At 60.5% G+C, this 24,190-nt stretch carries 20 protein-coding genes, 1 tRNA gene and 7 pseudogenes; 18 read left to right on the forward strand and 10 right to left on the reverse strand.

Annotated elements, in window-relative coordinates; translation table 11 throughout:
* Window positions 1-20 precede the first annotated feature (20 nt).
* Both AB7008_RS06970 and AB7008_RS06975 read left to right on the forward strand, forming a co-directional pair.
* Window positions 21-1,691 carry an SbcC/MukB-like Walker B domain-containing protein gene (locus AB7008_RS06970; protein WP_232208741.1) on the forward strand — a complete coding sequence of 557 codons (1,671 nt, stop codon included), beginning with the start codon at window positions 21-23 and terminating at the stop codon, window positions 1,689-1,691.
* The gene (locus tag AB7008_RS06975) at window positions 1,688-2,533 is read left to right on the forward strand and encodes a Wadjet anti-phage system protein JetD domain-containing protein (protein ID WP_038937275.1); all 846 of its coding nucleotides are present in this window, start codon (window positions 1,688-1,690) and stop codon (window positions 2,531-2,533) included. Before AB7008_RS06970 ends, AB7008_RS06975 begins: the two co-directional genes overlap by 4 nt.
* A gap of 36 nt (window positions 2,534-2,569) precedes the next feature.
* Here AB7008_RS06975 and AB7008_RS06980 read toward each other — a convergent pair whose 3' ends face one another.
* Complete coding sequence (locus AB7008_RS06980; RefSeq protein WP_028160579.1) at window positions 2,570-4,333, reverse strand: hypothetical protein; 1,764 nt, start codon at window positions 4,331-4,333, stop codon at window positions 2,570-2,572.
* Window positions 4,334-4,541: 208 nt separating this feature from the next.
* Here AB7008_RS06980 and AB7008_RS06985 point away from each other — a divergent pair, with 208 nt between their 5' ends.
* From AB7008_RS06985 to qatD, 4 genes are all read left to right on the forward strand, one after another.
* Entirely contained in the window at window positions 4,542-6,422 is a 1,881-nt protein-coding gene (locus tag AB7008_RS06985; protein ID WP_028160578.1) for a KAP family P-loop NTPase fold protein, read from the forward strand.
* A gap of 163 nt (window positions 6,423-6,585) precedes the next feature.
* Window positions 6,586-7,284, forward strand: a complete 699-nt coding sequence (gene qatB, locus AB7008_RS06990) for a Qat anti-phage system associated protein QatB (RefSeq protein WP_224517554.1) — start codon at window positions 6,586-6,588, stop codon at window positions 7,282-7,284.
* The gene (gene qatC, locus AB7008_RS06995; RefSeq protein WP_014498023.1) at window positions 7,281-8,555 is read left to right on the forward strand and encodes a Qat anti-phage system QueC-like protein QatC; all 1,275 of its coding nucleotides are present in this window, start codon (window positions 7,281-7,283) and stop codon (window positions 8,553-8,555) included. Before qatB ends, qatC begins: the two co-directional genes overlap by 4 nt.
* Window positions 8,552-9,316: a Qat anti-phage system TatD family nuclease QatD gene (gene qatD, locus AB7008_RS07000; protein WP_014498022.1), complete on the forward strand. Its 765-nt coding sequence runs from the start codon at window positions 8,552-8,554 to the stop codon at window positions 9,314-9,316. The genes qatC and qatD overlap by 4 nt, the downstream gene beginning before the upstream one ends.
* Window positions 9,317-9,543: 227 nt before the next feature.
* On the opposite strand, the gene AB7008_RS07005 is transcribed toward qatD, so the two are convergent.
* Both AB7008_RS07005 and AB7008_RS07010 read right to left on the reverse strand, forming a co-directional pair.
* Window positions 9,544-9,619: transfer RNA gene (locus AB7008_RS07005), tRNA-Ile, on the reverse strand.
* A gap of 802 nt (window positions 9,620-10,421) precedes the next feature.
* Window positions 10,422-11,180 (reverse strand): annotated as a pseudogene (locus AB7008_RS07010) (IS6 family transposase).
* Window positions 11,181-11,234: 54 nt separating this feature from the next.
* On the opposite strand from AB7008_RS07010, the pseudogene AB7008_RS07015 reads away from it, so the two are divergent.
* The 3 genes and pseudogenes from AB7008_RS07015 to AB7008_RS07025 form a co-directional block, all read left to right on the forward strand.
* Window positions 11,235-11,729: pseudogene (locus AB7008_RS07015) on the forward strand (IS1380 family transposase); the annotation flags it as partial.
* 176 nt (window positions 11,730-11,905) lie between these two features.
* Window positions 11,906-12,406, forward strand: a complete 501-nt coding sequence (locus AB7008_RS07020) for a condensation domain-containing protein (protein WP_038937460.1) — start codon at window positions 11,906-11,908, stop codon at window positions 12,404-12,406.
* A 555-nt stretch (window positions 12,407-12,961) separates the two neighbouring features.
* Window positions 12,962-13,171 carry a ClpX C4-type zinc finger protein gene (locus AB7008_RS07025; RefSeq protein ID WP_080586833.1) on the forward strand — a complete coding sequence of 70 codons (210 nt, stop codon included), beginning with the start codon at window positions 12,962-12,964 and terminating at the stop codon, window positions 13,169-13,171.
* A 281-nt stretch (window positions 13,172-13,452) separates the two neighbouring features.
* On the opposite strand, the gene AB7008_RS07030 is transcribed toward AB7008_RS07025, so the two are convergent.
* Window positions 13,453-13,860 (reverse strand): PilZ domain-containing protein, encoded by a 408-nt coding sequence (locus AB7008_RS07030; protein ID WP_014498017.1) that lies wholly within the window; start codon window positions 13,858-13,860, stop codon window positions 13,453-13,455.
* 179 nt (window positions 13,861-14,039) lie between these two features.
* On the opposite strand from AB7008_RS07030, the gene AB7008_RS07035 reads away from it, so the two are divergent.
* The gene (locus AB7008_RS07035) at window positions 14,040-14,429 is read left to right on the forward strand and encodes a hypothetical protein (RefSeq protein WP_014498016.1); all 390 of its coding nucleotides are present in this window, start codon (window positions 14,040-14,042) and stop codon (window positions 14,427-14,429) included.
* 15 nt (window positions 14,430-14,444) lie between these two features.
* Here the strand turns inward: AB7008_RS07035 and AB7008_RS07040 are convergent, their stop codons facing one another.
* Together AB7008_RS07040 and AB7008_RS07045 are read right to left on the reverse strand one after the other, a co-directional pair.
* Complete coding sequence (locus AB7008_RS07040) at window positions 14,445-14,819, reverse strand: hypothetical protein (RefSeq protein ID WP_249162681.1); 375 nt, start codon at window positions 14,817-14,819, stop codon at window positions 14,445-14,447.
* A gap of 7 nt (window positions 14,820-14,826) precedes the next feature.
* Window positions 14,827-15,586 (reverse strand): annotated as a pseudogene (locus tag AB7008_RS07045) (IS6 family transposase).
* A gap of 243 nt (window positions 15,587-15,829) precedes the next feature.
* Between AB7008_RS07045 and AB7008_RS07050 the strand changes: the two are divergent.
* Window positions 15,830-17,692 carry an NEL-type E3 ubiquitin ligase domain-containing protein gene (locus AB7008_RS07050; RefSeq protein WP_011084490.1) on the forward strand — a complete coding sequence of 621 codons (1,863 nt, stop codon included), beginning with the start codon at window positions 15,830-15,832 and terminating at the stop codon, window positions 17,690-17,692.
* A gap of 149 nt (window positions 17,693-17,841) precedes the next feature.
* Window positions 17,842-18,054, forward strand: a pseudogene (locus AB7008_RS07055) (IS110 family transposase); the annotation flags it as partial.
* 2 nt (window positions 18,055-18,056) lie between these two features.
* Here the strand turns inward: AB7008_RS07055 and AB7008_RS07060 are convergent.
* Window positions 18,057-18,324 (reverse strand): annotated as a pseudogene (locus AB7008_RS07060) (transposase); the annotation flags it as partial.
* Between the two features lie 26 nt (window positions 18,325-18,350).
* On the opposite strand from AB7008_RS07060, the gene AB7008_RS07065 reads away from it, so the two are divergent.
* From AB7008_RS07065 to AB7008_RS07075, 3 genes are all read left to right on the forward strand, one after another.
* The gene (locus AB7008_RS07065) at window positions 18,351-18,866 is read left to right on the forward strand and encodes an ABC transporter permease subunit (RefSeq protein ID WP_028144277.1); all 516 of its coding nucleotides are present in this window, start codon (window positions 18,351-18,353) and stop codon (window positions 18,864-18,866) included.
* On the forward strand, window positions 18,863-19,525 hold the full coding sequence (locus tag AB7008_RS07070) for an amino acid ABC transporter permease (RefSeq protein ID WP_014498011.1): 663 nt from the start codon (window positions 18,863-18,865) through the stop codon (window positions 19,523-19,525). The genes AB7008_RS07065 and AB7008_RS07070 overlap by 4 nt, the downstream gene beginning before the upstream one ends.
* A gap of 165 nt (window positions 19,526-19,690) precedes the next feature.
* A protein-coding gene (locus tag AB7008_RS07075) for an IS5 family transposase (protein WP_224517492.1) occupies window positions 19,691-20,451 on the forward strand; the annotation gives its coding sequence in 2 pieces (ribosomal slippage) (window positions 19,691-20,030 and window positions 20,030-20,451; 762 coding nt in all).
* 49 nt (window positions 20,452-20,500) lie between these two features.
* Here AB7008_RS07075 and AB7008_RS07080 read toward each other — a convergent pair.
* On the reverse strand, window positions 20,501-21,850 hold the full coding sequence (locus AB7008_RS07080; RefSeq protein WP_212477373.1) for an IS701 family transposase: 1,350 nt from the start codon (window positions 21,848-21,850) through the stop codon (window positions 20,501-20,503).
* Window positions 21,851-21,976: 126 nt separating this feature from the next.
* On the opposite strand from AB7008_RS07080, the pseudogene AB7008_RS07085 reads away from it, so the two are divergent.
* Both AB7008_RS07085 and AB7008_RS07090 read left to right on the forward strand, forming a co-directional pair.
* A pseudogene (locus AB7008_RS07085) lies at window positions 21,977-22,378 on the forward strand (TrbI/VirB10 family protein); the annotation flags it as partial.
* Window positions 22,375-22,665, forward strand: coding sequence for a DUF2274 domain-containing protein (locus AB7008_RS07090; protein WP_011084496.1), 291 nt, complete (start codon window positions 22,375-22,377; stop codon window positions 22,663-22,665). The pseudogene AB7008_RS07085 and the gene AB7008_RS07090, both read left to right, overlap by 4 nt.
* On the opposite strand, the gene AB7008_RS07095 is transcribed toward AB7008_RS07090, so the two are convergent.
* Together AB7008_RS07095 and AB7008_RS07100 are read right to left on the reverse strand one after the other, a co-directional pair.
* Window positions 22,662-22,976 (reverse strand): hypothetical protein, encoded by a 315-nt coding sequence (locus tag AB7008_RS07095; RefSeq protein ID WP_011084497.1) that lies wholly within the window; start codon window positions 22,974-22,976, stop codon window positions 22,662-22,664. The genes AB7008_RS07090 and AB7008_RS07095 overlap by 4 nt on opposite strands.
* A 7-nt stretch (window positions 22,977-22,983) precedes the next feature.
* Window positions 22,984-23,737, reverse strand: a pseudogene (locus AB7008_RS07100) (IS6 family transposase).
* A gap of 174 nt (window positions 23,738-23,911) precedes the next feature.
* On the opposite strand from AB7008_RS07100, the gene AB7008_RS07105 reads away from it, so the two are divergent.
* Entirely contained in the window at window positions 23,912-24,100 is a 189-nt protein-coding gene (locus tag AB7008_RS07105; protein ID WP_014498007.1) for a hypothetical protein, read from the forward strand.
* Window positions 24,101-24,190: the final 90 nt, after the last annotated feature.

Raw genomic sequence — 24,190 nt, forward strand, 5'->3', positions numbered from 1 at the left:
TGCTTACGGCTAGGGTCAGGGTGAACGAGACCAACCACGAAGTCGAAGGCTTCTTCGTCGGGAATCTCGACGAGAGATTGCTCGAAATCGCGCAAGTCGACGGTCGGAAGGAGCAGATGCGCCAACAGCTTCAGGCCGAACGGCAGCAATTGCTCCAGCAACTTGCTGGATCGGCGGGAGATGTCCGGCGCGCGGAGGATGAGGCACGGCTGTTCGAAGCCATGTTCGCGCAATTCCAGGCCATCCGCGACTCTGGCCTGACCTGCTTTGGATGCGGCGAGGAATTGGCTGCTTTCGATCGCAAGCTGGCGGAAATCGGCAAAAATATCGAAGACGCCAAGCGGAATCGCGATCCCAAGCTCGTTGCCGATCTGGAGCGCCTAGCCGCGGAGGTCAAGACGGCAAACCGGCTCAAGACCGAGACACAGGATGCGTCGACCCGGGCACACAGCGCGAAAGACAGGGCCGAGGGCGCGTATGAAGACTACATGAAGAACAATCGTGAAGTCCTGGCGGTGGCACGTCGCGCCCGCGCGCGCCAGCTGCTGGACGGATTCCCGCAATCGAGGGAGATGAGCGACTACCGGTCGAAGGTGGCCGAAATGGCGGCTCAGTCCTTGTCGGACCGCATCGCTGGGCTGACGGCGGACCGTGAAAACCGTTCTACCAACCGGCGCTCCACCCTGATGAGGGAAATGACGGGCGCCGTGAACAAGCACGGGCAGGACTTCTATCTCGTGCCGCCGTTCACCGCCGAGGAGGCGACGCCGTCGGCCGTCGAGCAGTGGGCGGTCGCCGAAAAGGACCGATTGGATGGGCATGAATTGGTCCAGTACGCGGAGCAGTGTCGGAACGCTGAGACGGAGATGACCTCGGCATTCCGGGACGACCTTCTCCATCGGCTCGACGATGCCTTCACCGGCATCAAGTCCACCCTGAACGAGCTCAACCGCCACCTGAAGGACCGCCAGTTCCACGGGCGCGACTACTACTCGTTCAAGGCGCTCGAGGCCCCGACCCACGTCGACATGATCGAGCTCGTCGAGGAATCAAGAAAGCCTGAATTCAATCTGCCGCTTTTCGGGGATCGTAGCGAGGATGCGAGTTCTCCGATGATGCGCGCCGTGCGTCAGATCGAGGAGATCCTGTCGAAGCCGGACGCGCGGACCGAGGAAATCGAGGATCCGCGCAAGTATTTCAACTTCGAGCTCTACATCCAGGATGCCGATGGTAAGATCCGCTCGTCGTTGACGAGCCGCGCCGGCACGGGATCCGGCGGCGAGGGCCAGTTGCCGTTCTATATCGCCATCGGCGCCTCATTGGCCGCGACGTACCAGAACCGGCGCACCGGCGAGAGCGGACTGTCGCTCGCCATCTTCGACGAGGCCTTCAATCGCTTGGATACCAAGGCAATTGGCCAGTGCTCTGAATTCATGCGGGACTTGGGTCTCCAGGTCATGCTGGCCACGCCGGACGAGAAGCGGCACGTGTTCATGGAGGTCGTCGAAACGGTCGTCAACGTGAACCGCTTGGGCAACCAGGTCATGATCGACACCGAATACCCGACGGAGATGGCTCGCCAGGCGATTGCTGACGCGGATCCGTATCGCAAGGGCTTTGACGTCTTCAAAGCCGAGTTGATTGCTGCCGAGAAGGCCGGCGCCGTCCCGCAGGACCAGGCCGCGGAATGACCGACGTTCGTACGACGGATGCGGGGGTCCAATTCCTCGAGCGCCTGCTAGAGCGGAGCGAACGCAATCCGGATCGCACCCGGCCGGCGTCCGCGGCTCCGGAGTACGACAGACTTTCGACCGCGCAGCAGATGGGCCGCTTTCATGACCAGATGGCGGCGGCGAAGGCCTTCGATCGGCACGCTTCGCGACTTGCGGCCGTTCTCGGCGTCCGGATCGGGCAGCCAGGCGCGGCTGCCGACGTGGTCTGGGCGCACATCGGACTGGAGCGCTTCAGTCACCCTGTAAATCTGAGAGGTCCTGTTGTCGTGAAAGGGGCCGGCGAGCGCCTGGTCGATGGCCGCGCGAGGCCCTTCGCCTCAATCCATCCGGAGATGATCTCGCAACTGTCGGTTTTGGAGCGGCCGAAAGCGGTGCTGACGATCGAGAACTACGCAAGCTTCAATCGGCAGGTCCGCGAGATCGAGGACGGCAGCCTGGTCGTGTACACCGGCGGGTTTCCGTCGGCGGGGGTCGTCGAGCTTCTGTCGAAGGTCCTGACGAGCGTGCCGGACGACGTGCCGTTCCTTCACTGGGGTGACGTGGATGCCGGCGGAGTGCGAATTTTCCGGTACCTCGAGGAGAGCCTTCCACGCGGCCCCCGTCCGCACCTGATGAGTGAGGAGTTGGCGAAGCAATCAGGTCATCCGGCCGATGCGGATCCGAGTTTGGCCTCCATCGCAAAGTCAGACAGCGAGATCCGCGCCTTGGCGGAGTGGTTGGCATTCGGGTCAGATGTGCGCCACATGGAGCAAGAGGCGTTGGATCCGGCACCAACTTCTGAGTTCGGTCGCGAAGGTTAGCCGTGTTGGGGAAACTCCTTGTCGGCGGTACTTTGCTCAAAGCACCGCCGCGTCGGCCCGCTTTCGTGCAAAGCTAATCGAAATCTTCTCGACAAGATGTGGTTTGAGATCGTGGGTTGGGACAAATACCGGAATCTCCGGGTCGGGTCGGTTCTTGTCGTGCTTCTTGTTGGCGATCCAGTCCCTCCGCTTAGGAACGCTCTCGAGCCCTACCACGTACATGTCGAACCCATCCTCGGTCAGCCGGAAGCGCAAGAAATTATTGTAGGCGCCGATCCGGAGTGAACTGAAGGCGTCGTTGCGATTCATTCTGAGCAGCAGGCACGTGATGAGCATATTTAGCCCGAACAGTGTGCTCCCGACAAGGAAGCCGACGGGCACCATCTCCATGGCCAGAAGACCGAACCATTTCCAAATCTCCCACCATTCACCGCTCCAAGCGAAGTGCGCGTTGTTGAATGCGATCGCGTAGCGCGCCGCGTAGATCAGAACGAAAGCGTGGGCGGCCGCATGCACGGCGGCAGAGGCCCATATCTTGAATTTCCGGGAAACCTCCTGTTTGAACGTGTAGCCGATCAAGGACGCGCCGAAAATGGCTGCGATCAGCGCGTAGATGTCGGGCTGGTCCCGCAACGAGATCAGCAATGCGAACAGGAAGTAGATGCCGCCCATCAGCAAAGAGAAGTCCCAGTTCGTGAAGGCGAAGAACGCGTTGCGCAACGTGAGCCACCTGCTCGTCGAGAATGATGGATAGGCAGCGGCGGTCGTCTTCTCCGGATGCTCGGGGTCTGGCATCGTACCGAGCTTCAGATCCTCGCGATGGTTGATGAAGTTTACCGAGACATCCTGAGAGAGTTGATGTGTCGGGTGCAGGAAGGCACCTCCCCCGCCGGACGTGACGTACTGGCGGCCGTCTTTGCCCACGTAGCGGCTGTAGTGATGGGTATCGCCTGATAGCAGCACCGGAATGGTATGTCCGCGTCCGGCGTTTATCGCGATGCCGGCGGCATACTCCATGATCTCCCAGGATTTGCGATTGCTATCGGTGTACAGCCAGCCGGGCTCGGCGCTGCACAAGATGATCCTGGAATTCTCTGGCATGGCGGTAGCGATTTGCTTGAAGTAATCAGCCTGTGGCCCGTCCATGTCGTCGGCGAGTTGGATGTCAGTCGCCCAAAGCCACCATGTCTCGGTTAGTCGGACGGCGAAGTAGCTGCGGCGCTGGTAGGAGCGCCACGCGCCGACATGCCACGGCTTCTCTTTGCAGAAAAGCGCGAGGAAGAGGACGAGACCGTCGTACCAATCGTGGTTGCCGGGTATTGCGAGCAGCGGTCTGCCATCGTCGTTCTTCCTGTCTGGATCGGGAGCCGCCCACGCATAGGGTTGCCTTAGCTGATTCGCATAAGCCTCCCGTGTCGCCTTGGGGTAGACTTCATCACCGCCCATGATGAGCGCCTGGCCGCGCGGCAGGAGAGTCTCGCCGATTTTCAGATCCTTACTGGCGAGCAGGCTCGCTACCGCGTAGGTGCTGTCGAAGCCGTCACCGAGGTCGGCGACCCAGTCGATCCATACACCGCCATGCTGGTCCGTCTTGAGGCGTGAACGGAAGTCCTCCGCCCGCTTCGAGTGCTCCTCGGGTGGCACGGTATCGAGAGCGGCGATCACCAATCGCCTGTCCGCGTACTGTCCAAATATGGACGACACAACGACGTTGTTCAGTAACTGGAGCAACAGCACTGGATCGAACCAGTGTGCCATGCCCGGGTAGGTCTTCGTGTCGTTGAGCAGATCGTCTGCCATTTGCAAATCCCAGTTAATTGAAATCACTACGTTTTCTACAGACCACTCGCAGCGCGGGAGTTTCAATAGCTCTACATATGGTTGCAGGGAAAAAACGCAACATTTGCTGGAAATGGCCCCAAAGACCACTATATCTGGACGATAAGTTAAATTTTAGGCATCTGGAACCGGCACAATTACAACCGCTGGGATGCGCGGGTGGGGCTACATGTGGGCTGATAACGAGACCGAACGTGATTTCCTGAACTTCTCTGGCGTTGCGGAGACTGTGGCCGAGATCATTGTCCAAGCGAAGGGCCGCCCGATCTCGATCGGCGTGTCCGGTGCCTGGGGCATCGGCAAGTCGTCGATGATCAAGTTGACCCGCTCCGCAGTAGCTGCCCGCGAGGACAAGAGCGGGAAAAAGGGCCTCGACAAATACGTCTTTGTCGAATTCAACGCGTGGCTCTACCAAGGGTACGACGATGCGCGCGCCGCCCTAATGGACGTCATTGCGGACAAGCTTGCGAACGAGGCCGAAAGCCGCGAGACAGCGCTCGAAAAGGTTGCCGCTCTTGCTAAGCGGGTGAAGTGGCTGCGGGTGGCGAAGCTCGCAACGACGTCGGCGGCTTCGATCTATTTCGGCGTTCCGCCGGTCGGGGCCGCCGGCGAGTTCTTCGAACTCGGCAGAAAGATGTGGAGCGAGGGCTTCGGGAAGAGCGATGCCGATGCGGCGAAGAAGGCCGTCGGCGATGCCGTCAAGGAAGGCGGCGAGCTTCTAAAACCGAAGGAGGAAACGTCTCCTCCGAAGGAAATTCAGGCTCTGCGCGACACGCTCGAGCAAACCCTTGAAGAACTCGGTATCACGCTTGTCGTGTTGATCGACGATCTCGACCGCTGCCTGCCCGAGACAACGATCTCGACGCTCGAAGCCATCCGCCTCTTCCTATTCCTCAAGAACACCGCCTTCGTCATCGCTGCGGACAACGACATGATCAAGCACGCAGTCCGCAAGCACTTCGCGGGCTTCGAAAATGACTTGATGGTAACGAACTACTTCGACAAGCTGATCCAGGTTCCGATCCGCGTGCCGCAACTCGGCACGCAGGAGGTCCGCGCATACATGATGCTGCTATTCGTGGACAACAGCGACCTGCCCGAGCCCGACAAGGAGAAGATTCGCGCCGCCGTGATCCGTCAACTGAAGAGCACTTGGCAGGGCAAGAAGGTGGACCGCGCGTTCGTCAACTCGCTTGACATCGGCTTACCGGGATCGCTGGTCGGGCAACTCGACACTGCCGAGCGGCTGTCTTCGCTCATGACAACGGCGTCCGGAATTGTCGGCAATCCCCGCCTGATCAAGCGCTTCCTGAACGCGCTATCGATCCGCATGACCATCTCCAAGGCGCAGGGTGTGGGCGTGGATGAGGCGGTCCTCGCTAAGCTCCTTCTGTTCGAGCGCATCGGCGACGCCAAAGCCTATGCCGAGCTCGTCAAGAATGTGACGACGGACGCGGAAGGAAAGCCCGCGTTCCTGAAGGACTGGGAGGAGGCAGCGGCCGCCGGTCGCGACCTGGAGACGAAGGATCCGTGGACCGGCGACTTCGTGCGCGAATGGCTGGCGCTTTCGCCGCCGTTGCATGACGTCGATCTCCGCGGGGCTCTTTACGTCAGCCGCGAGCATGCGCCGCTGATCACTCCTGAAGATCGCCTGTCCTCCGACGGCGCCGAACTTCTCGCGGCGATGCTCGAACATCCGGAAATGTCAGCTCGGTTGAGGGACCGCCTGGTCCGGGTGCCCCGGATCGAAACCACAGTGATTATGGATCGACTTCTCGAGCGCGCCCGCAAGGAACAGGAGTGGGGCGCGCCGCAAATACTTACGGCCTGCATTGCGCTCGCCGATGCCGATCCGGTCCAGGGACCGCGTTTGGCGGCGTTCCTCGAGGCGCGCCCTCACCAGCAGATTCAGCCTAGCATCGTGCCGAAGATCAGCGACCGCCCTTGGGCGGCGTCGCTTCTTGAGGTGTGGGGTTCGTCGGGCGACGTTTCTAAACCCGTGAAGAACGCCATCAACAAGACGAGGGCGAATGGGAACGTCGCAGTCTAGCGGGGGCCCGGGCCCGGGCGTCCCGTTGGTGCCGCCTTGGACGCCGGCCGCGCCCCAGGATCCGGTGCCACCTCCTCCGGAGCTTCCCAACGAACAGCCGGATGTACCGCCCGACGGCGCGCCTCCGGACCAAGTGCCCCCGGTTTCTGCTGCACCGCCCGCAGTGCCGCCGCTGCTGCAGCCGTCGCCCATCGCTCCCGAGAAGCGATTCGGCGGCACCCGTGCCAGTCTGGGAGACTTTGCGCGCTCTGGTGACGCGCGTGATCTGAGACGCGGGCTTGGGCACTATATCCGCAACGGGTACGGCGGTTCGAATCCAGCGACCCAGAGGTTTGGTGCCACTGCACAAACCGCTGGTTCGCTCGGCTACACGCTTTACTCGACCGCCTCAGGCGCCGCCGACGCGCCGATCGACGCGGCCGTACTGGCCGGGCGGTCGACGGAAGAGATAGCGACCGCAATCATCGAGGCGGTCAGGCCGGTCGACGGAACTCAGGATGCCGAAGCGGAGCGTGCCGCCATGCACGACGCAATGTCGGAATTGCTGAAGGAGTTTCCGGAAGCCGACCTGCTCAATCTGTCGGACGTCGAACGTGAGTTCGTCATCGAAAAATTCACCGCCATCGATGTCGCCCGGCGCTTCGAACTCGACGTTGGCAAGCACCTTCTCGAACGGGCCCCGACCGCAACGGTCGCAATGTCCCGGTTGAAGCAGATGCGGGCGTACATCGCGGAATCCGTAGCGGCGGCTTTCCGGCGGTTGAGGGACCAGGGGCGAACCCTTACGACGGGACGCGTTGCGAGCGTTGTGCAAGCGGCGCTTCGGGATACGTTCGAGGTATTCGAAGGATACGAAGAATGAGGCTGTTGTGCGCTCCGGCGGACGTCGGCCGCTTCGATGAGGCGGGCACGCTCAGGGTAGTGCTGTACGGCCAGGCAGGCGTCCCTGGTCGAGCGAGCGTAGGCGCCGCTTTACGCGGCGACGTCCGGAAAGAACGGTTTGCTCCCGATAGGCGCGCATGGGATCTCCTTTCCATCTCCAACTCGGTCATGGTGGCGGATGCCGCCGGGCTGCGAACCCAAAGTCCGGATGGATGGACTCGCGAATTCGATCTGGAGATCGCGGTGACCGAACCGGGCTTCTGGAATGGAGTTGCGCCGTTGATCGCCGATGCGCTGGCGTTCTTGACGACCGACAGATGGAGCTTGCGCTTCATCGCGGGCGGAGCGGCAGCTCCCCAGCCGGCGCGTGTGGTCCGGCCGCCGCAGGATTGCGTCGCGCTGTTATCGGGCGGCCTCGACAGTCTGATCGGAACGATTGACCTCGCTGCTGCCGGCACGCTGCCCCTCCTCATCAGTAAGATCGTGCGCGGTGACTCTGAGAAGCAGGAAGAGTTCGCGCATGCGATCGCAGGCGGTCTGAGACACATACAGCTCAACGACAATGCGGTCGTACCAAAACCGAAGGATACCTCGCAGCGCGCCCGTTCGATCATATTTCTCGCCTTCGGAGTTCTCGTCGCGACGGCCCTGGCGCCCTATCAGGAGGGAGCGGCCATTCCCCTATATGTCTGCGAAAACGGGTTCATCGCGATAAATCCACCGCTGACCGGAAGCCGGATCGGAAGCCTGAGCACACGAACGGCGCATCCCCAGTTCCTGGCGTTGTTTCAGGATCTTCTCGACGCCGCTGGCATCCGGGCGGCGCTCTGCACTCCCTACGCCAACAAGACGAAGGGAGAGATGCTGAAGGAATGCAACAATCAGCCGTTGCTGCGCACATTGGCCGTGCGTTCGACGAGTTGCGGTCGATTTCAGAAATTCAAATATAGCCACTGCGGCCGATGCGTACCTTGCCAAGTTCGAAGATCCGCCTTCCTCGCCTGGGGGCAACCGGATCTGACCCAGTACGTCTTTGAAGATATCGGTCGCGACGACGAGCAGCACGCGGGCTTCGACGACGTTCGTTCTGTCGGCATGGCTCTGGCCGCCGCACAAAATGGGGGGTTCGAAGAGTGGCTTGGGAGCGCACTGTCATGGCCGCGAATCGAGAATCGCGAGGCACTGCGGGATATGCTACGTCGGGGGCTCGCCGAACTCGGGCATCTGCATGCGAAATACGGTGTTAAGTGATCGATCTACATGCGCATCTCGACCTCTATCCGGATCCTCAAGCGACGACGAAGGAGTGCGTCGAGCGCAATCTGTTCGTTCTGTCCGTGACGACTACGCCGTCGGCTTGGACCGGGACAGCCGCACTCGCCGAGGGAGCCTCCCGTATTCGCACCGCGCTCGGTCTGCATCCGCAGCTTGCTCACGAACGCCGGAGCGAACTCGCGCTGTTTGAAGATTTGTTGCCGCGAACAAGATACGTCGGCGAGATCGGCCTCGACGGCGGCCCTGAACTGAAGGCAACGTGGGACACGCAGTGTCGGGTGTTCGACAATATCCTGCGAATGTGCGGATCGGCCGGCGGTCGCATCATGACGGTACATAGCCGCCGCGCAGCAGGCCCCGTCCTCGATGCACTGGCCTCGCGGCCCGATTCCGGCATCTCCGTGCTCCATTGGTTTTCGGGATCGCGCCGCGAACTGCAGCGGGCGATTGACCAAGGTTGCTGGTTCAGCGTCGGTCCGGCCATGCTCAACGGCGAACGAGGTCGCGGGTTGGCTGCACTAATGCCGCGCGAACGAATGTTGACCGAGTCAGATGGGCCTTTCGCGCAGGCAGAGGGGCGCTCGCTCTTTCCTTGGGACGTGGCGAAAACCGAACCGATGCTCGCTGAACTGTGGAGCATGGGCCAGGACGAGGTCCGTGACCAGTTGATGTCGAACCTCAAGCGACTGACGACGCAGTTTGCTCCAGAGAATGACCGGTCAACATCAAAGCCGTAGGTCGCCGCTAATCGAGTCACTCTTCCGTAGTCCGCGGACCGACACGGGCGCGGAAGGACCCCCCTCGGTTTTTCTGCGCTCAAGGATCGGCGAGAAAAACGGAGCCAAATTCGTCAACACCGTCAGAAGGATGTGAAATCGAGTCGTTCTTAAAACGAAATCGAGTCGCTCTAAAGGCCCAAATCGAGTCGTTCTAAAAGTGGCCTCACAGCACAATTTGAACTCACTGGTGGGCCCGGCAGGACTCGAACCTGCAACCAGACCGTTATGAGCGGCCGGCTCTAACCATTGAGCTACAGGCCCCGCTGCGGGCGACCGCTCAAAGACGGCCGGCAACGGTGCGCGGCCCGTTTACAGGATAGCCGGCATTCCGGCAATGCCAATTGAAAGAGGCGATTGGGTCCCGCTTTGGCGCTCGCGTCGCTTTATCGGAGCAAAGCTGGAGGGGCCCTTAAGACGTACGGGCTGTCAAGCATGGAAGCGCTGAGCTGACCGAGACAGCCCAGCCTTGCGAAACGGAGTTGACACGGCTCAAAGAGATGCAGACCAAAACTCGCGAGAGCGATCTTCAAATCTAAGGTCGTAAGGTTGTAAGAAAACGGCGCATTGAAAACTACCATACGCGCGTGAATGTAACCGACCATCTCTCGGACCACGGCTCCGTTCTTCTGTTCGACAAACGCCTGGTCGTTCTTGCGGTAAGGCCGGCATTCTAGGCCGGTCATTCCGACAAGATCGATCTCCTCCACGAGGCGTTCGGCCACGGAAGGTCCGATTGTCAGACGTAGACCATCGTCGGTTCGGGCAACGCGGAGTCTGAGGCCTTCGTGCCTATCCATGACATGGGCAAGGCCATGCTCGAGCACTCGGATATTCAGGATTCCGCCGGGCAAGAAGAACAGATCGCCGATGCACGTGGAGGCTGAGCAGGCCAAGGGCTACATGGTGGCCTGGGTCATCGATCGCGCCGATGCAGGCGCCACCAGATGACATTGGTGATTCAAACTCATCGGTTCGACGCTGATCGTAAGCGCAGCTCTGCGGCGCTTTAATTGGCGCTTGACGTCTGTTTGATCACGGTGTGTCCTGGCACGGCATCGTCAACTTAATCGACCGCCGAGCCGAAGGAGGCGATTCTCAGAGGTCGAGAGTCGGCGATAGCGCTTGTCATGGAGATCTCGCGCCAAGTCGCAAAGGCTCGCTCGCGCGAAGCACGACGGAAGTCGGCGGTGGCGGCTCCGGGATAGGGGATGTGGAAAAGGTTCGCGACCTGATCGTGAACGGACAGAAACCGTTGAGCCTGACGGGACGATTTGAAGCGCGTCATGATCCGCTCGCGTCGCCGCGTCGGCTGATGAGAATTCTCGGCCCGATTGTTGAGAGCTTTGTGCTGGCGATGTTCGACGTGTAAGCCCATCTTCGCCCTCGCAGCGCCGTACGAACGCAGCTTATCCGTGATCATAACGCGCGGCGGCGTGCCGGCGGATTTCAAGAGCTTCTTCATGAGCCGCTGCGCAGCGCGCGTCTCTTCGACGCTGGATCAAGACGTCGAGAACGAAACCATTCTGGTCGACAGCGCGCCAGAGCCAATGTTGTTCGCCCGCGATCGAGATAACGACCTCGTCCAGATGCCATTTGTCACCGCGGGCGGGAGCGCGCTGGCGGATCCGATCGGAGAACGGCTTGCCGAATTTCCGTCCCCACTGGGGCACGGTTTCATAGGTCACGCCAATGCCACGCGCCGCCAGCATTTCCTCGACCATGCGCAAGCTTAAGGGAAACCGAAATACAACCAAACGGCATAGCTGATCACTTCCGGTGGGAAGCGATGGCGGCGATAAAGAGGGTCCTTGGCAGTCCGCATGCCGCTCGTCTACCCCCTCCGCCGCTCCAATTCGTTAACTTGACGGTACCCCTGCCGGTTCTGCGTGGCTATACCGAGACCCGCCATAAGGCAAAGTCCTGGGATCGCGAACGCCGCACCGTCGCCCGTATTGAGGCGACGATGCTCGGCCTCGACATCCGTTTCGTCGTCACCAGCCTCGATGTCGGCTCGGCCGAGTGGATCTACGACAGCCTGTATTGCGCGCGCGGCCAAGCCGAGAATCTGATCAAGCTGCATAAGACACAGCTCGCCTCCGACCGCACCAGCTGCCGTTCGGCGCTCGCCAACCAGGTCCGTCTCGTGCTCCATACGGCCGCTTATTGGCTGATGCTGACCGTGCGCGACGCCATTCCCAAAGCCCGGGAATTGGCCGCTGCCGAGTTCGCGACGCTGCGTCTTCGTCTCTTGAAACTCGCTGCCCGTGTGGTCGAGACCACGAACCGCATTCGCCTTGCGTTCGCCGCGGCATGTCCCGAAGCCGACCTGATCCGCGGCTTGCCCGGCGCGCTGCTGCCGCTCAGTCCTTGACCGGCGGGGCGTCCGCCCCCCGTTCGCCCAACCTATCCCTCAAGCGCGTTGCAAAGTACGGGTCGTCAGGCGGTGAAAAGCCGAAGGCAATCCTGTGCGCCTCGTCAGACAAGATGTGCGGCCGCATCAATCGGGCCCAAATGCCGCACTCTCACGAATAGGACGGGCTAGTGCGGATGTCGGATGAGGAACACGTCTTCCTGCTGACCCAGCATCACATCGTCTCGGACGGCGGTCGATTGGGCGTGCTGGTGCATGAACTCAGTCGGCTTTACCGGGCGTTCGAGGCTGGACAGGACGATCCTTTGCCGCCGTTGGCGATCCAGTATCCGGATTATGCCGCCTGGCAACGGCAGTGGCTGTCGGGGAACGGCTGCAGAAGCAGGCGAAGTATTGGCGCAACGCCCTGTCAGGCACGGCCCGTCTTGTCTTGCCGACGGACCGTGCGCGGCCGGCCCAGCAGTCGTTTGCCGGGGGCCAGTGTTCCTGTTGTCATCGATGCGGATCTGACGCGGGACTTGAAGCGGCTGAGCCGGCAGCATGGCACGAAGTTGTTCCTGACGGTGCTGGCGGGCTGGGCGGCGGTGCTGTCGCGTCTGTCGGGGCAGGACGACCCTCCCCATCCGCTGCCAACAGAACTATCCGGGCCCGCTTTTCACGCTCCGGAAGCTGACTGAAACGGAGAGCGGCTTCGAACAAGAAAGTCTCAGCCAAGGGCGCGCAGAAAAGCTGGCGCCGTCTCGATGGCCATAACCAGTTCTTGGTGTTGCACGCCGGAAAGGATTGACAATTCTGTTTTAGAAAGTCGGTCTGACGCTCAATAACCCCGGTGATGACGCAAACGCGCCCGATGGACCTACCAAAAATGGTCGGCCGTACTGTTACAGGAACAGGGATATACTGTCGCTCTCAACGGAGTGAGATCTGTGCCTACACGATTAGATGTCATCGAACGGGGTTTAGCCGGAAGTATTTTCCGGTTCAAGGTTGAGCAAGAGAAGCCGTGTGTAAGGCGGAGTGTCTTGACAGATCGGGAGTAGATATAGTCTATATTGAGACTACCTCATGACATTCAAGACGGGATCGAGGTCATCGCCAAGCCGACCGACCGTCAGCCCACAACCGCCGCCGCCTGACCGGCCCCGGCGGTCACCAAAATTCGGCGATAGCTCGCGACTCGGTCCTGCAGGTAGTACTATTCAGTGTCCCCATCACAGGAATGAGAAGCGACTATGACCTCGGACGTAATCTGTTCTTTCTGTAGAATGGAGGCGCAGCATGTTCTTGCGATCGTCACCGCTCCTGACGGAGCAGCTGCTATTTGTGATGAATGCGTTCAAGTGTGCGTTCAAGCTATCGCAGCTCGTTCACCTGAATGGTTGGAGAAGCATCGACGGTTCGTCGGGGAGCTAGGGAGCAGCGGCGGCTTTCAGCGGGAATAATCGATCAGTTTGAAGACCATCGCAAGCGCAGTCATGTTCGACAGGCAACCCTTGGATCGGATGGTGCGGTGGCGCACGGTAGCGAAGGTGCTTTCGAAGGGGCGTTTTGGTCGGGAAGCGCTTGCAGTATGGTCACCAACTCTTGGACCGTCATCGCGCCCACCGTGGTTTCGGGCGGTCACACGAGCAAGGCGAGTACTGTCAGCACGACCGGCACTAAGCTGCGCAATTGCGAATGACGACGGATGGGACTGCTCCAGGCCCACCTCATTCATACCGCTCTAGCCGAACAGCCGCATCAGCAACGCCTTGCCGACCGGCGCCGCGCGCACGCTGCGGAAGGCGCGGACATATTCGCCGGCATAGAATGCGCGGACGACATTGATCCGCGTCGCAACCGCGTCCTCGAAACGGACGCCGAAGCCGTCGCGAGTGCGGCGGACAACGGTCGCGCTCACGTTCTGGCCATAGACATTGCACTTGATCGAGGCGCCGATTGGCGGCGGGGCGGGATCGATGAAGCGCGCGCCCGAAATCGAGATGTCGGCCATCCGCACCAGCCGCGGCTCGGCGCCTTCGTGAACTAGGATCGGCTCGTCGCGTTCGAAACGCTCGGCCTTGCGGCGCCGCGGCTGCTCGATGCAGATGAAGCGCACGATCGCGAGCACGACGCAATTGTACAGAACCATAGGGTTGGGCCTCAGAAATCCAAGCGAGATAGTATCAGTGGCCATCAATGGGCCAGCGTATAACGGCCCCGTTCGGTGGGACGGTGCTCCCATGTCGAAGGGGCACCCCAAAAGCACATTGGCCGTTCAGGATTACGGTTTCTGAACCCCGCCCGCACTGACAATTCAGGGGCCGGTCAATGAATCAGGCACAGCAGCAGAAGCCCTCTCCTGAAGACAAAGTTTCCGTCACCAAGGATAAGGACGCGGGCGCATGCGGATTGCAGCGCGATTTGCAGGATCGGTTGCAGCCGGCGCACGACGAGCCGGTGAGCGAGCCCGTCAGCGATAGTGCTCCCCATCCCGAAGCACCTGCAGGCTCGGGCCGGTGGGTTCGCCGCCTGCTCAAGGTCGGCATTGGTCTTGCGATCGTGGCCGTCTTCGGATGGTTGCCGCTGAAGGCCGTGCTGCAGACCTCGAGCGTCGAGGCCGTGGTCAATGCCAGGATCGCGACGTTGCGCTCGCCGATCGACGGCACCCGTGAGCGCGAAGCCGCCGCAAGACTCGACGCAACTCAGCGTGGTCCATGAGGGCGACGCGATCCTTCATGTCGTCAACGCGCGTGGCGATCGCGTGCGGCTCGACGATCTTCGGCGGCAGATGTCGCGGCAGGAGAACGAGCGCCCGAGCCTTGCCGCTAAGCTGGCGCCGCCGAGACCGCGCAACAGGGCCTCGCCCGCCAGGCGGGCCAGTTCCGCGATGGCCGCATCCTTCAGCTCGAGGCGCGCATCGCCGAAATCCAGTCGGCGATCGAGGCCGCGGCCGCGCGACGGGAAGAGGCGGCGGCCGCTGTGGAGCGGGCCTCGTCCCTGATCAAATCGGGCAGCGTCTCGACGGTCGAGATGGCCCGCCTGACGCGTGAGCAGGCAATCGCCCAGCAGACCGAGATCGGCGCCCGCCGCCGGCTCGACGCAGGGCATCGTCAACTTAATCGACCGCCGAGCCGAAGGAGGCGATTCTCAGAGGTCGAGAGTCGGCGATAGCGCTTGTCATGGAGATCTCGCGCCAAGTCGCAAAGGCTCGCTCGCGCGAAGCACGACGGAAGTCGGCGGTGGCGGCTCCGGGATAGGGGATGTGGAAAAGGTTCGCGACCTGATCGTGAACGGACAGAAACCGTTGAGCCTGACGGGACGATTTGAAGCGCGTCATGATCCGCTCGCGTCGCCGCGTCGGCTGATGAGAATTCTCGGCCCGATTGTTGAGAGCTTTGTGCTGGCGATGTTCGACGTGTAAGCCCATCTTCGCCCTCGCAGCGCCGTACGAACGCAGCTTATCCGTGATCATAACGCGCGGCGGCGTGCCGGCGGATTTCAAGAGCTTCTTCATGAGCCGCTGCGCAGCGCGCGTCTCTTCGACGCTGGATCAAGACGTCGAGAACGAAACCATTCTGGTCGACAGCGCGCCAGAGCCAATGTTGTTCGCCCGCGATCGAGATAACGACCTCGTCCAGATGCCATTTGTCACCGCGGGCGGGAGCGCGCTGGCGGATCCGATCGGAGAACGGCTTGCCGAATTTCCGTCCCCACTGGCGCACGGTTTCATAGGTCACGCCAATGCCACGCGCCGCCAGCATTTCCTCGACCATGCGCAAGCTTAAGGGAAACCGGAAATACAACCAAACGGCATAGCTGATCACTTCCGGTGGGAAGCGATGGCGGCGATAAAGAGGGTCCTTGGCAGTCCGCATGCCGCTCGTCTACCCCCTCCGCCGCTCCAATTCGTTAACTTGACGGTACCCTCTGACCTCATCTGGCTCAAGCCGAAAGGCTGCACCGAATCGAAGCCGAACTCCTTCACAAATTGCGCAGATCGCTTCCTCAACATGGTTCAACGCTCGTCAGCTCGACGTAAGCTAAATGTCTTAGAGGCTGCAACGTTCGATGTGGGCCGAGAGGTCGCATAATTTGCTCAGTCCGACAAGGAGCAGGAAATGGATCCCTTTGATGCAGGGCAGGCTCAGCGCGGTAATGGCAGCACCGAATCTTCCGGCCGCGAGGACCGGGAAGGTGAGGAGGCGCAGTGGGTTGGAGTCTTGACCCACGCGGTGCTCGCCGCTGACGATCCGGCAAATCTCGGGGATTCTGCTCCTGCGGAGGGGGGGCACGACCAGATGCTGGAGGAGTGGGCTGCCGAAGAGGGGCAGAACCCGCTCGAGGATCGACAAGAGGCTGTAAGGCGAGTGAATGCTTGGAATCAGGGCGAGCTGAATCTTGCAATGCTGCGCCTCACCAGCCTGCCTCCACTTCCAGCCGGGCTCCACTCGCTCGACGCGTCCTTCAACCGGCTGACCAGTCTGCCCGAGACTCTCCCTGACGCGCTCAATTCGCTCAATGTTAATGGGAATCAGTTGGTCAGCTTGCCCGCGCTTCCGGCCGGGCTCGCCTTGCTGGACGTGTGGAGCAATCGGCTCACCAGCCTGCCTGAGACCCTCCCGGCCGCGCTCGAGGGCCTCAACGTCGGCAACAACCAATTGACGAGCCTGCCCGAGGCCCTCCCGGCCAGGCTCGAAAGCCTTGACGTTAGTGTAAACCAATTGACGAGCCTGCCCGAGACTCTCCCGGCCAGTCTCGGAAGCCTTGACGTTGGTGTAAACCAATTGACGAGCCTGCCCGAGACTCTCCCGACCAGTCTCGGAAGACTTTACCTTAACGATAACCAGCTAACCAGCCTACCCACGGGCTTGCTAACGCAGTTGGGGGCTGCTGCGGAGGTGGTTGTGTCTGGCAATCCGCTGCCCCAGGAGATGCTGATGAACCTGGACACAATCCAAAGTACCGATGGGTATGCCGGCCCGAGGGTCGTCTTTGATTTGTCTGAGACGCACGAAGATCAGTGGGAGGACGCCGCCGTTGCGCCGTTTCCTCTCGAGACAGTAGCTGCGGAGTCTCTTCCCGAGGCAGTAGCGGACTGGCTCAACGGGGATCCGAAGGAGGGCGATCCCGAGGTGGTGGCCAAGTGGCAGAGCTTTGCAGAAGAACCCGGTGCCCAGCAATACGCAGACTTCCTCAACGGGCTGCGGAATACCGTGAACTCTGGGAACGAAGGATTCCAGCAGGGGGTGGCCAATGATCTGCGGCAGGCAGCGGCCAACCCGCAATTGCGCGCGCAGTACTTCCAGCTTGCTCTTGACGCCAACGAGAGCTGCGCGGATCGCAGAACTTTGACCTGGAACGGCATGCAAACCGCGCGCCTGATCGCCAACGTCGAGAACGGGCTCTATGACAATAACGAGGGGGTAGCGGCCCTCGTTGATCTAGGCCGTGTCATGTTCCGCTTGGAGGCACTGGGGGGGATCGCGCGCGAGAAGGTCCAATCGCTCCGCACAGGCGGCACCATCAACAACGTCGACGAAATCGAGGTCTACCTTGCCTATCAGGCCACGCTGCGCGAGCGGCTGGGGCTGCAGCACATCGCCCCGGACATGAACTACTTCTACGACTCTCACCTCACCGAGGAAGACATTGACAGGGCTGAGACGTCTGTGCGGAGCAAGGAGGCGACGGGGTTCGCCGACTATTTGGCGACGGACTGGAAACCTTGGGACGATGTGGTGCTCCGCATTGAACCGGAACACCATGCCACGATGGAGGAAAAGCTCGCCGATGCCTTGGAGGAGGAGTTCCCGGGCCGACTGAAGCAAAAGCTCGTTGAAGCGGGACTGATCGGCGCTGAGGCCGATGTCGTTGCGGATGCCGAGCGGGAGTTCGGACCCCAGGTCAGCAAGGACATCGCTCGCGAGATCAAGGGTGCTCTGAGGGACACGGTGCTCAACAAACGCGGCCTCAGTCTGTGAAGCGGCGTCTGCTGCTTGACCACGCGGTCCTTCATCCAGATCGAAGGATCAAGCAACTGCCTGAGCGAGGTATTGGTTCAACCGCAGCGGCGGAAACTGAACTGCGACGGCTGATCAGCCATTATGCTGTGAAGCGGCAGTAGTGCTTTGGCAAGACCAAGGCCGTGACCGCCACGGCCCGGAAGATCGCAGTTCTGTTCTACAATGCTGTGCGATACGGAATGGACTATGTCGATCCCGGGGCCTCGTCCTACGAGACGCGCTACCGGACGCGAGTGGTCAACAATTTGCAGCGGCGTGCCAAGGCATTCGGCTTTGTTCACCTGCCCTTGGAGCCGAAAGTAGATGCTGCCGTTTCTTAGGAATCGTTCTCAAGCGTCAGCTCCCCGATCTTGGCGTGCAGCGTTTTCACGTCCCCCGCGGGCTCGCTCGTTCTGTTGCCACCGCGAGGACCAAAGACCTCGGCCGCCGCTTCCTGAAGCTGGGACTTCCACTGCGTGATCTGGTTCGGATGCATGTCGAAATGCTCAGCCAGCTCGGCCAGCGTCATCTCGCCCTTGATCCTTGATCGCCGCTAACGCCACCTTGGCCTTGAATGCGAGTGCGTGCTGCCGGCGGGCTCGTCTGCTCATCGTCTCTCCTGATTCGCGGGACAATCTTGCCCGCCGTCAGGCAGAAACTCCACTCATCGCCCTGTCCAGATTTCCGGAGCCAGCTCTTTCTGTTCTACGCGCTACCCGACATAGGCATCCGTCTGACGCCGTTCGAGACTTCCTGGCTAGCGCTCGCATTGTGGGGCGGTGCTTATCAAACGGAGGTCTTCAGGGCCGCATTCGAAGCTGTGCCGAAAGGCGAAGTGACGGCAGCTCGCGCTCTCGGCTTGCCGGCGTTCCAGACCTTTCTTGACATCACACTCCCGATCGCGTTGCGCATCGCGATCACCGGAACAACAACCACGGCGATCACGCAGTTCAGGTCGTCCTCCTTCATGATCGTCGTCGGCTATCAGGAATTGACCTATGTCGCCAACCGGATCGTGTCAGATACGTTTAAAGTGTTTGAGACCTTCGGAATCGCTTGTCTCATGTACCTGCTGGGGTGCAGCATCCTAAGCGCTTTGTCTCGTACGTTCGAGCGCAGGCTCGCGGTTCCGGGGCTGGGAGTAGTTAAATGACCAACTGGGTTTGGCCTGTCACCCTTTACCTTGGTAAGAGCCTTTTGGTTACTTTGTGGATCTCGCTGCTCACCGTCATTTTGGCGACAATCCTTGGTCTCCTGATCGCGGCGCTGTCGCAAAGCACGCTCACGTTCGCGCGCTTTGTCGGACGGCTTTACGTTGAGTTGTTCCGCGGCGTGCCGTCGCTTATGATACTCCTCTTCGTGTTCTTTGCCCTTCCGCAAATTGGTCTCCGCACGGGCCCACTCACGGCCGCAATAATCGGATTGGGGCTCTGGGGCGGGGCGAACATCGGTGAGGTCTTTCGAGGCGCCTTGGATTCAATTCCACATCGCCAAGAGCAGGGCGCCCGAGCGCTTGGCTTGAGCGCAACGGAAGCGCTTGTGTTCGTCATTTTGCCACAAGCATTTCGGCGTGCGTTGCCGCCCTACGTCGGGCAGCTCACCGTTCTCGTCCAGGCGAGTGCACTGACGTCCGTTGTTGGGGTGTCGGATCTCTTGGGATCGGCGCGTCAAATGATAGAAAGACTAGCGTATGTCGGAACCGGAGACTCACACGCCATCGAGATCTATCTGGGCGTGCTGAGCATATTCTTTGTGATCTGCTACGCGTTGAGCGGGCTGGCCAGTATAATCGAACGCTGTCTTCGAGTCTGAAAACAATTCCTAGTCGATCGAAACCTTCTAGGGAAAGGCAATTGCGCCGTTTGAGCGAACCCGCTCGACTCCATCGAGCGCTTTGCGCGGAGACATGTTCTAGGGTCTGTACCTAAATAGCGCCACGTGATTCTCTTGCCTACGTGTTGATTCGGGGGCGAGAGAATGCGCGCTGGTTTGTTTTGGCTGAACGACAGGCAATGGGCGCGTATCGAACCGCATCTGCCGAGGGGACTGACGGGGCCGGATCGGGACGACGACCGACGCATCGTCAGCGGCATCATTCACATGCTGCAATCGGGTGCACGATGGCGTGATTGTCCACGTGAATACGGCCCTTACACGACGATCTACAATCGCTTCAATCGCTGGGCCAAGCGAGGACGATGGTGCGCAATCTTCGAAGCGCTGGCCAAGCCTGGCGAAGACGGCGTCGTACTGTCGCTCGACTCGACCTCGATTAAAGCTCACCGGTGTGCCTCCGGCGGAAAAGGGGGGAGCACAATCAAGCAATCGGCCGCTCGCGCGGAGGCCGCACGACAAAAATCCATGCGCTGAGCGATCCGCTCTGCCGGCCGGTCGTCCTGCATCTGACTCCAGGCCAGGATGCCGATATCGCTGCGGCTCCCGATGTCCTGGCGCTCGCGCCACCCATGAGCGTGCTCCTCGCCGACAAAGGGTATGATGGCGACAAGCTTCGCGGCGAAATCATTCGTCGTGGCGCCAAGCCCGTAATCCCCAATAAATCTAACCGTGTCGTCATCCATCGCTTCAACAAACGCGCCTACAAAGGACGAAATGTCATCGAACGCTGCTTTGGCAGGCTCAAGGACTTCCGGCGCATCGCCACGCGATATGACAAGCTCGCCCGTAATTTTTTGGCCGCTGTTCATCTCGCCGCTCTCGTCGCATATTGGCTCAATTGAGTCTGGACCCTAGCACTACTTTGGCAGAATGTGTTTTGGCCGCTGTTTTTCAAGAATTTGCTTTCGGCAATATGGGCATTGCTGAGACGGCGGCCGAAGGATGAGATCGACGATGGCGTGACGTACGGCGGGCATGGTTGGCTGGGGCGGAGGCCCGTTGATTCTTTTTTTTCCGCCCCGCGTGTGCGAGGCGACGATGTTGCAGGAAGGCGTAGGCGATCATTGTCATCAGGGCGTGGCGATGAAGACCCCGCCATGATCGCCCTTCGAAGTGATCAAGTCCGAGCTCCTCCTTCAACTGCTGATGCGCTTGCTCACAAATCCACCGTGCCTTGATGGTGGCTGCCAGCGTGCGCAGATCCGTCATCGCCGGAAGATTGGCGAGATAGTATTTCTTCTCTCCCGAGGCGCGTTGCTCGCCAATGAGCCAGGCTTCGTCGCCTGGGAGATGCTGCTGACCTTTATCCCATATCCGCTGCGGAGGGCCGTCGGCGGTCCGGACACGGAGAGCAGCAAATCGGGCTTTGAGCCGACCTTTCGTCCCGCTACGCCAACTCACGGTTTTCCATTTGGCGCTGGCCAACATTTGTTCTGCCGCAATCGATAAGATATCGGGCACGTGGTGCTTTCGTGGTTTCCCGCGGACTTTGGTAATCGGCCAAATGAGCTTCACATCGACCGGATATACTTTCAGGTGCCGAGGGATGCCGACAGCCCAGGCCAGCCCGCGCTCTGTTAGCCCTTGTCGAAACGGTGCGCTGAGGCCGTATCCTGCATCCGCCAGCACACATCCAAAGCGCACGTTGGCTGCCATCGCGCGGTCAATCTCGGCCAAAGCAATCTCCGGCTTGGACCGTGGCGTTCGGTGTTCGACTGGCACGCGAGCGCGCTTCAAACGAGACATGTCGCTTGTCCAACTGTCAGGCAGAAAGAGACGTAACGCGACCATTACTGGCACTTCGCCGCGCGCAAGCGTTAAAGACACCAGCGTTTGGCAATTTGCCGTTTTACCGAGAGCCGACGCGTATTGAGCCGCAACACCGACCGAGCGCTCACCCTTCTTCGGCAGTGAGGTGTCATCAATAACCAGCACCGCATCGCTGCCGCCGACAAGTCGGTCCGCCTGGTTGAGCAGCTCTGTCTCCAGCGGCGTCGCGTCCCAGACACCGTCCGCAATGAAATGGTGCAACTGGTCGTAGTTGCTCATGGCAAGGCGTTCCGCCATCGGCTGAACGCTCTTGCGATCGCCAGGACCTATCAGTCCCGCAACATACAGAGGGCACATCCGCTGCCGGGTCTTATGACCCAGCCGGTCCAAGAACGGCATCAGCCAGCGTTCAAGTTCGTCTTCCCATCCCGGCATGGTCAGCCCTCCAAGAGCCGACCATCCATGAATCATTGAAAAATTGATTCGGGAATCCTATAAAACGCGACAAAATCAAAAATCTGCCAAAGTAGTGCTAGTTCAAGCAAAGCCCAAACTGCACCGAGAGCGCGCCCACGCCAGTCAGATCATCGCCTAAAAAGCGGCCGTGCGGACGGCCAGAGTCGAATCCTCTTGGTCTGGACTCGCATCATCATACCGGACGGCAACTCGATCGTGCTGGAGCGCCAGCCGGGCGCCGACAGTGGTGGTTATGCCGGACTCGAGGACGATGTCGACAACCACTGGGGCATGCTATTCAAGGCCGCCGTTCTCTCGACCATGCTCAGCGTCGGAGCAGAGGCGGCACGAGCCAAATGAGAACAACCTCGTTCAAGCGATCCGTAGCGGTGCGTCCATCAGCATCAGCCAGACCGGCCAATTGGTCGTGCAGCGTCAGCTCAACATCCAGCCGACGCTGACCATCCGGCCAGGTTTCCGGTCCGCGTGATCGGCACGCGCGATTTGGTGCTGGCGCCCTACAGCAATGGAGGAGCGCCATGACGAAGCTCAAGCTTGGGCCGCTTGAAGACGACAAGCCAGTCAAGCTCACGACCGAGCTGCCGGCGGCGGTCTTTAGGGATCTCAGAAGCTACGCCGAGATCCTGACGCATAGCGTAGGTCTGATGACGCGGACCGAGCCTGCTAAACTGATTGCGCCGATGATCGAGCGTCGCATGGCGACCGACCGCGCCTTCGCGAAAGCACGGCGAAATACACTCAGCTCGCACCTCGGTCATAGCGTTCACGACGCAGGTCAAGAAACGGACGCAACGATGGATTGCCGTTAGCTTGCCGCCAGTAAGCGCGAAAGCTGAGCACAGGGTTTGCCGGTTCGGGAAGGCAAGGCGTCCAGCCATAAGATGTATTGGCCGAACAATTCGGTCGTCAAATCGGCCGGCGCCTGAACCCTGCCGCTATCGGCGAGAAAGCGGGCAAAGAACTTCAGTGCTTTCCAGCATTGGTGACGCGTGCTAGGTGACGACGATGCATGATGCCCCCGGAACGCCTCGGCATAGGGAGCAACAAATTCGGCTGGAAGATTGGGTTGCCCGAGGTCGAACCGCTGCGCCGGTTCGCCCCACGCATCCCGGAACGGCATCGTCAACTTAATCGACCGCCGAGCCGAAGGCGGCGATTCTCAGAGGTCGAGATTCGGCGATAGCGCTTGTCATGGAGATCTCGCGCCAAGTCGCAAAGGCTCGCTCGCGCGAAGCACGACGGAAGTCGGCGGTGGCGGCTCCGGCATAGGGGATGTGGAAAAGGTTCGCGACCTGATCGTGAACTGACAGAAAGCGTTGAGCCTGATGGGACGATTTGAAACGCTTCATGATCCGCTCGCGTCGGCTGATGAGAATTTTCGGCCCGATTGTTGAGAGCTTTGTGCTGGCGATGTTCGACGTGAAAGCCCATCTTCGCCCTCGCAGCGCCGTACGAACGCAGCTTATCCGTGATCATCACGCGCGGCGGCGTGCCGGCGGATTTCAAGAGCTTCTTCATGAGAAGCTGCGCAGCGCGCGAGTCTCTTCGGCGCTGGATCAAGACGTCGAGAACGAAGCCATCCTGGTCGACAGCGCGCCAGAGCCAATGTTGTTCGCCCGCGATCGAGATAACGACCTCGTCCAGATGCCATTTGTCACCGCGGGCGGGAGCGCGCTGGCGGATCCGATCGGAGAACGGCTTGCCGAATTTCCGTCCCCACTGGCGCACGGTTTCATAGGTCACGCCAATGCCACGCGCCGCCAGCATTTCCTCGACCATGCGCAAGCTTAAGGGAAACCGGAAATACAACCAAACGGCATAGCTGATCACTTCCGGTGGGAAGCGATGGCGGCGATAAAGAGGGGCCCGGGCGGTCGGCATGCCGGTCGTCTACCCCATCGGCCACCCCTATTCGTTAACTTGACGGTGCCGGTTGGGAGTGAGCCTACAAGCTTTGGCAGGCGACCAACTCAACGAGTTAAGGTATTCTGGGGCAAACTCGGTCGCAGATCACCGCGCAAAGCCGGGACACCGACCAGATCAAGGAGATCACTGATGGCCCACAAGAAACTGGTCAATCAGAGCGGGTTGTTGCTTACAGTGTTACTCATCACGCGTGTTGGCTCGGAGCCCAACCAGTCCGTGACGACGCGCGGCAGCAGCTGGGATAACGTGCTAAACACACATGACACGCTGGCCTTTAGCGGAGCGGACGGCCTGAACGTGGTGGGCTCGAATACGTAACCGCGGTCCACGGCGCTACGACCACCGACTCTCTACGGCCTGAACGCCGCCGGCAGTTTGATGGAAGCTCCCGTCGGCGACTAACGCGTC

This window comes from Bradyrhizobium sp. 521_C7_N1_3, from assembly GCF_052075975.1.
Lineage (GTDB): Bacteria > Pseudomonadota > Alphaproteobacteria > Rhizobiales > Xanthobacteraceae > Bradyrhizobium > Bradyrhizobium japonicum.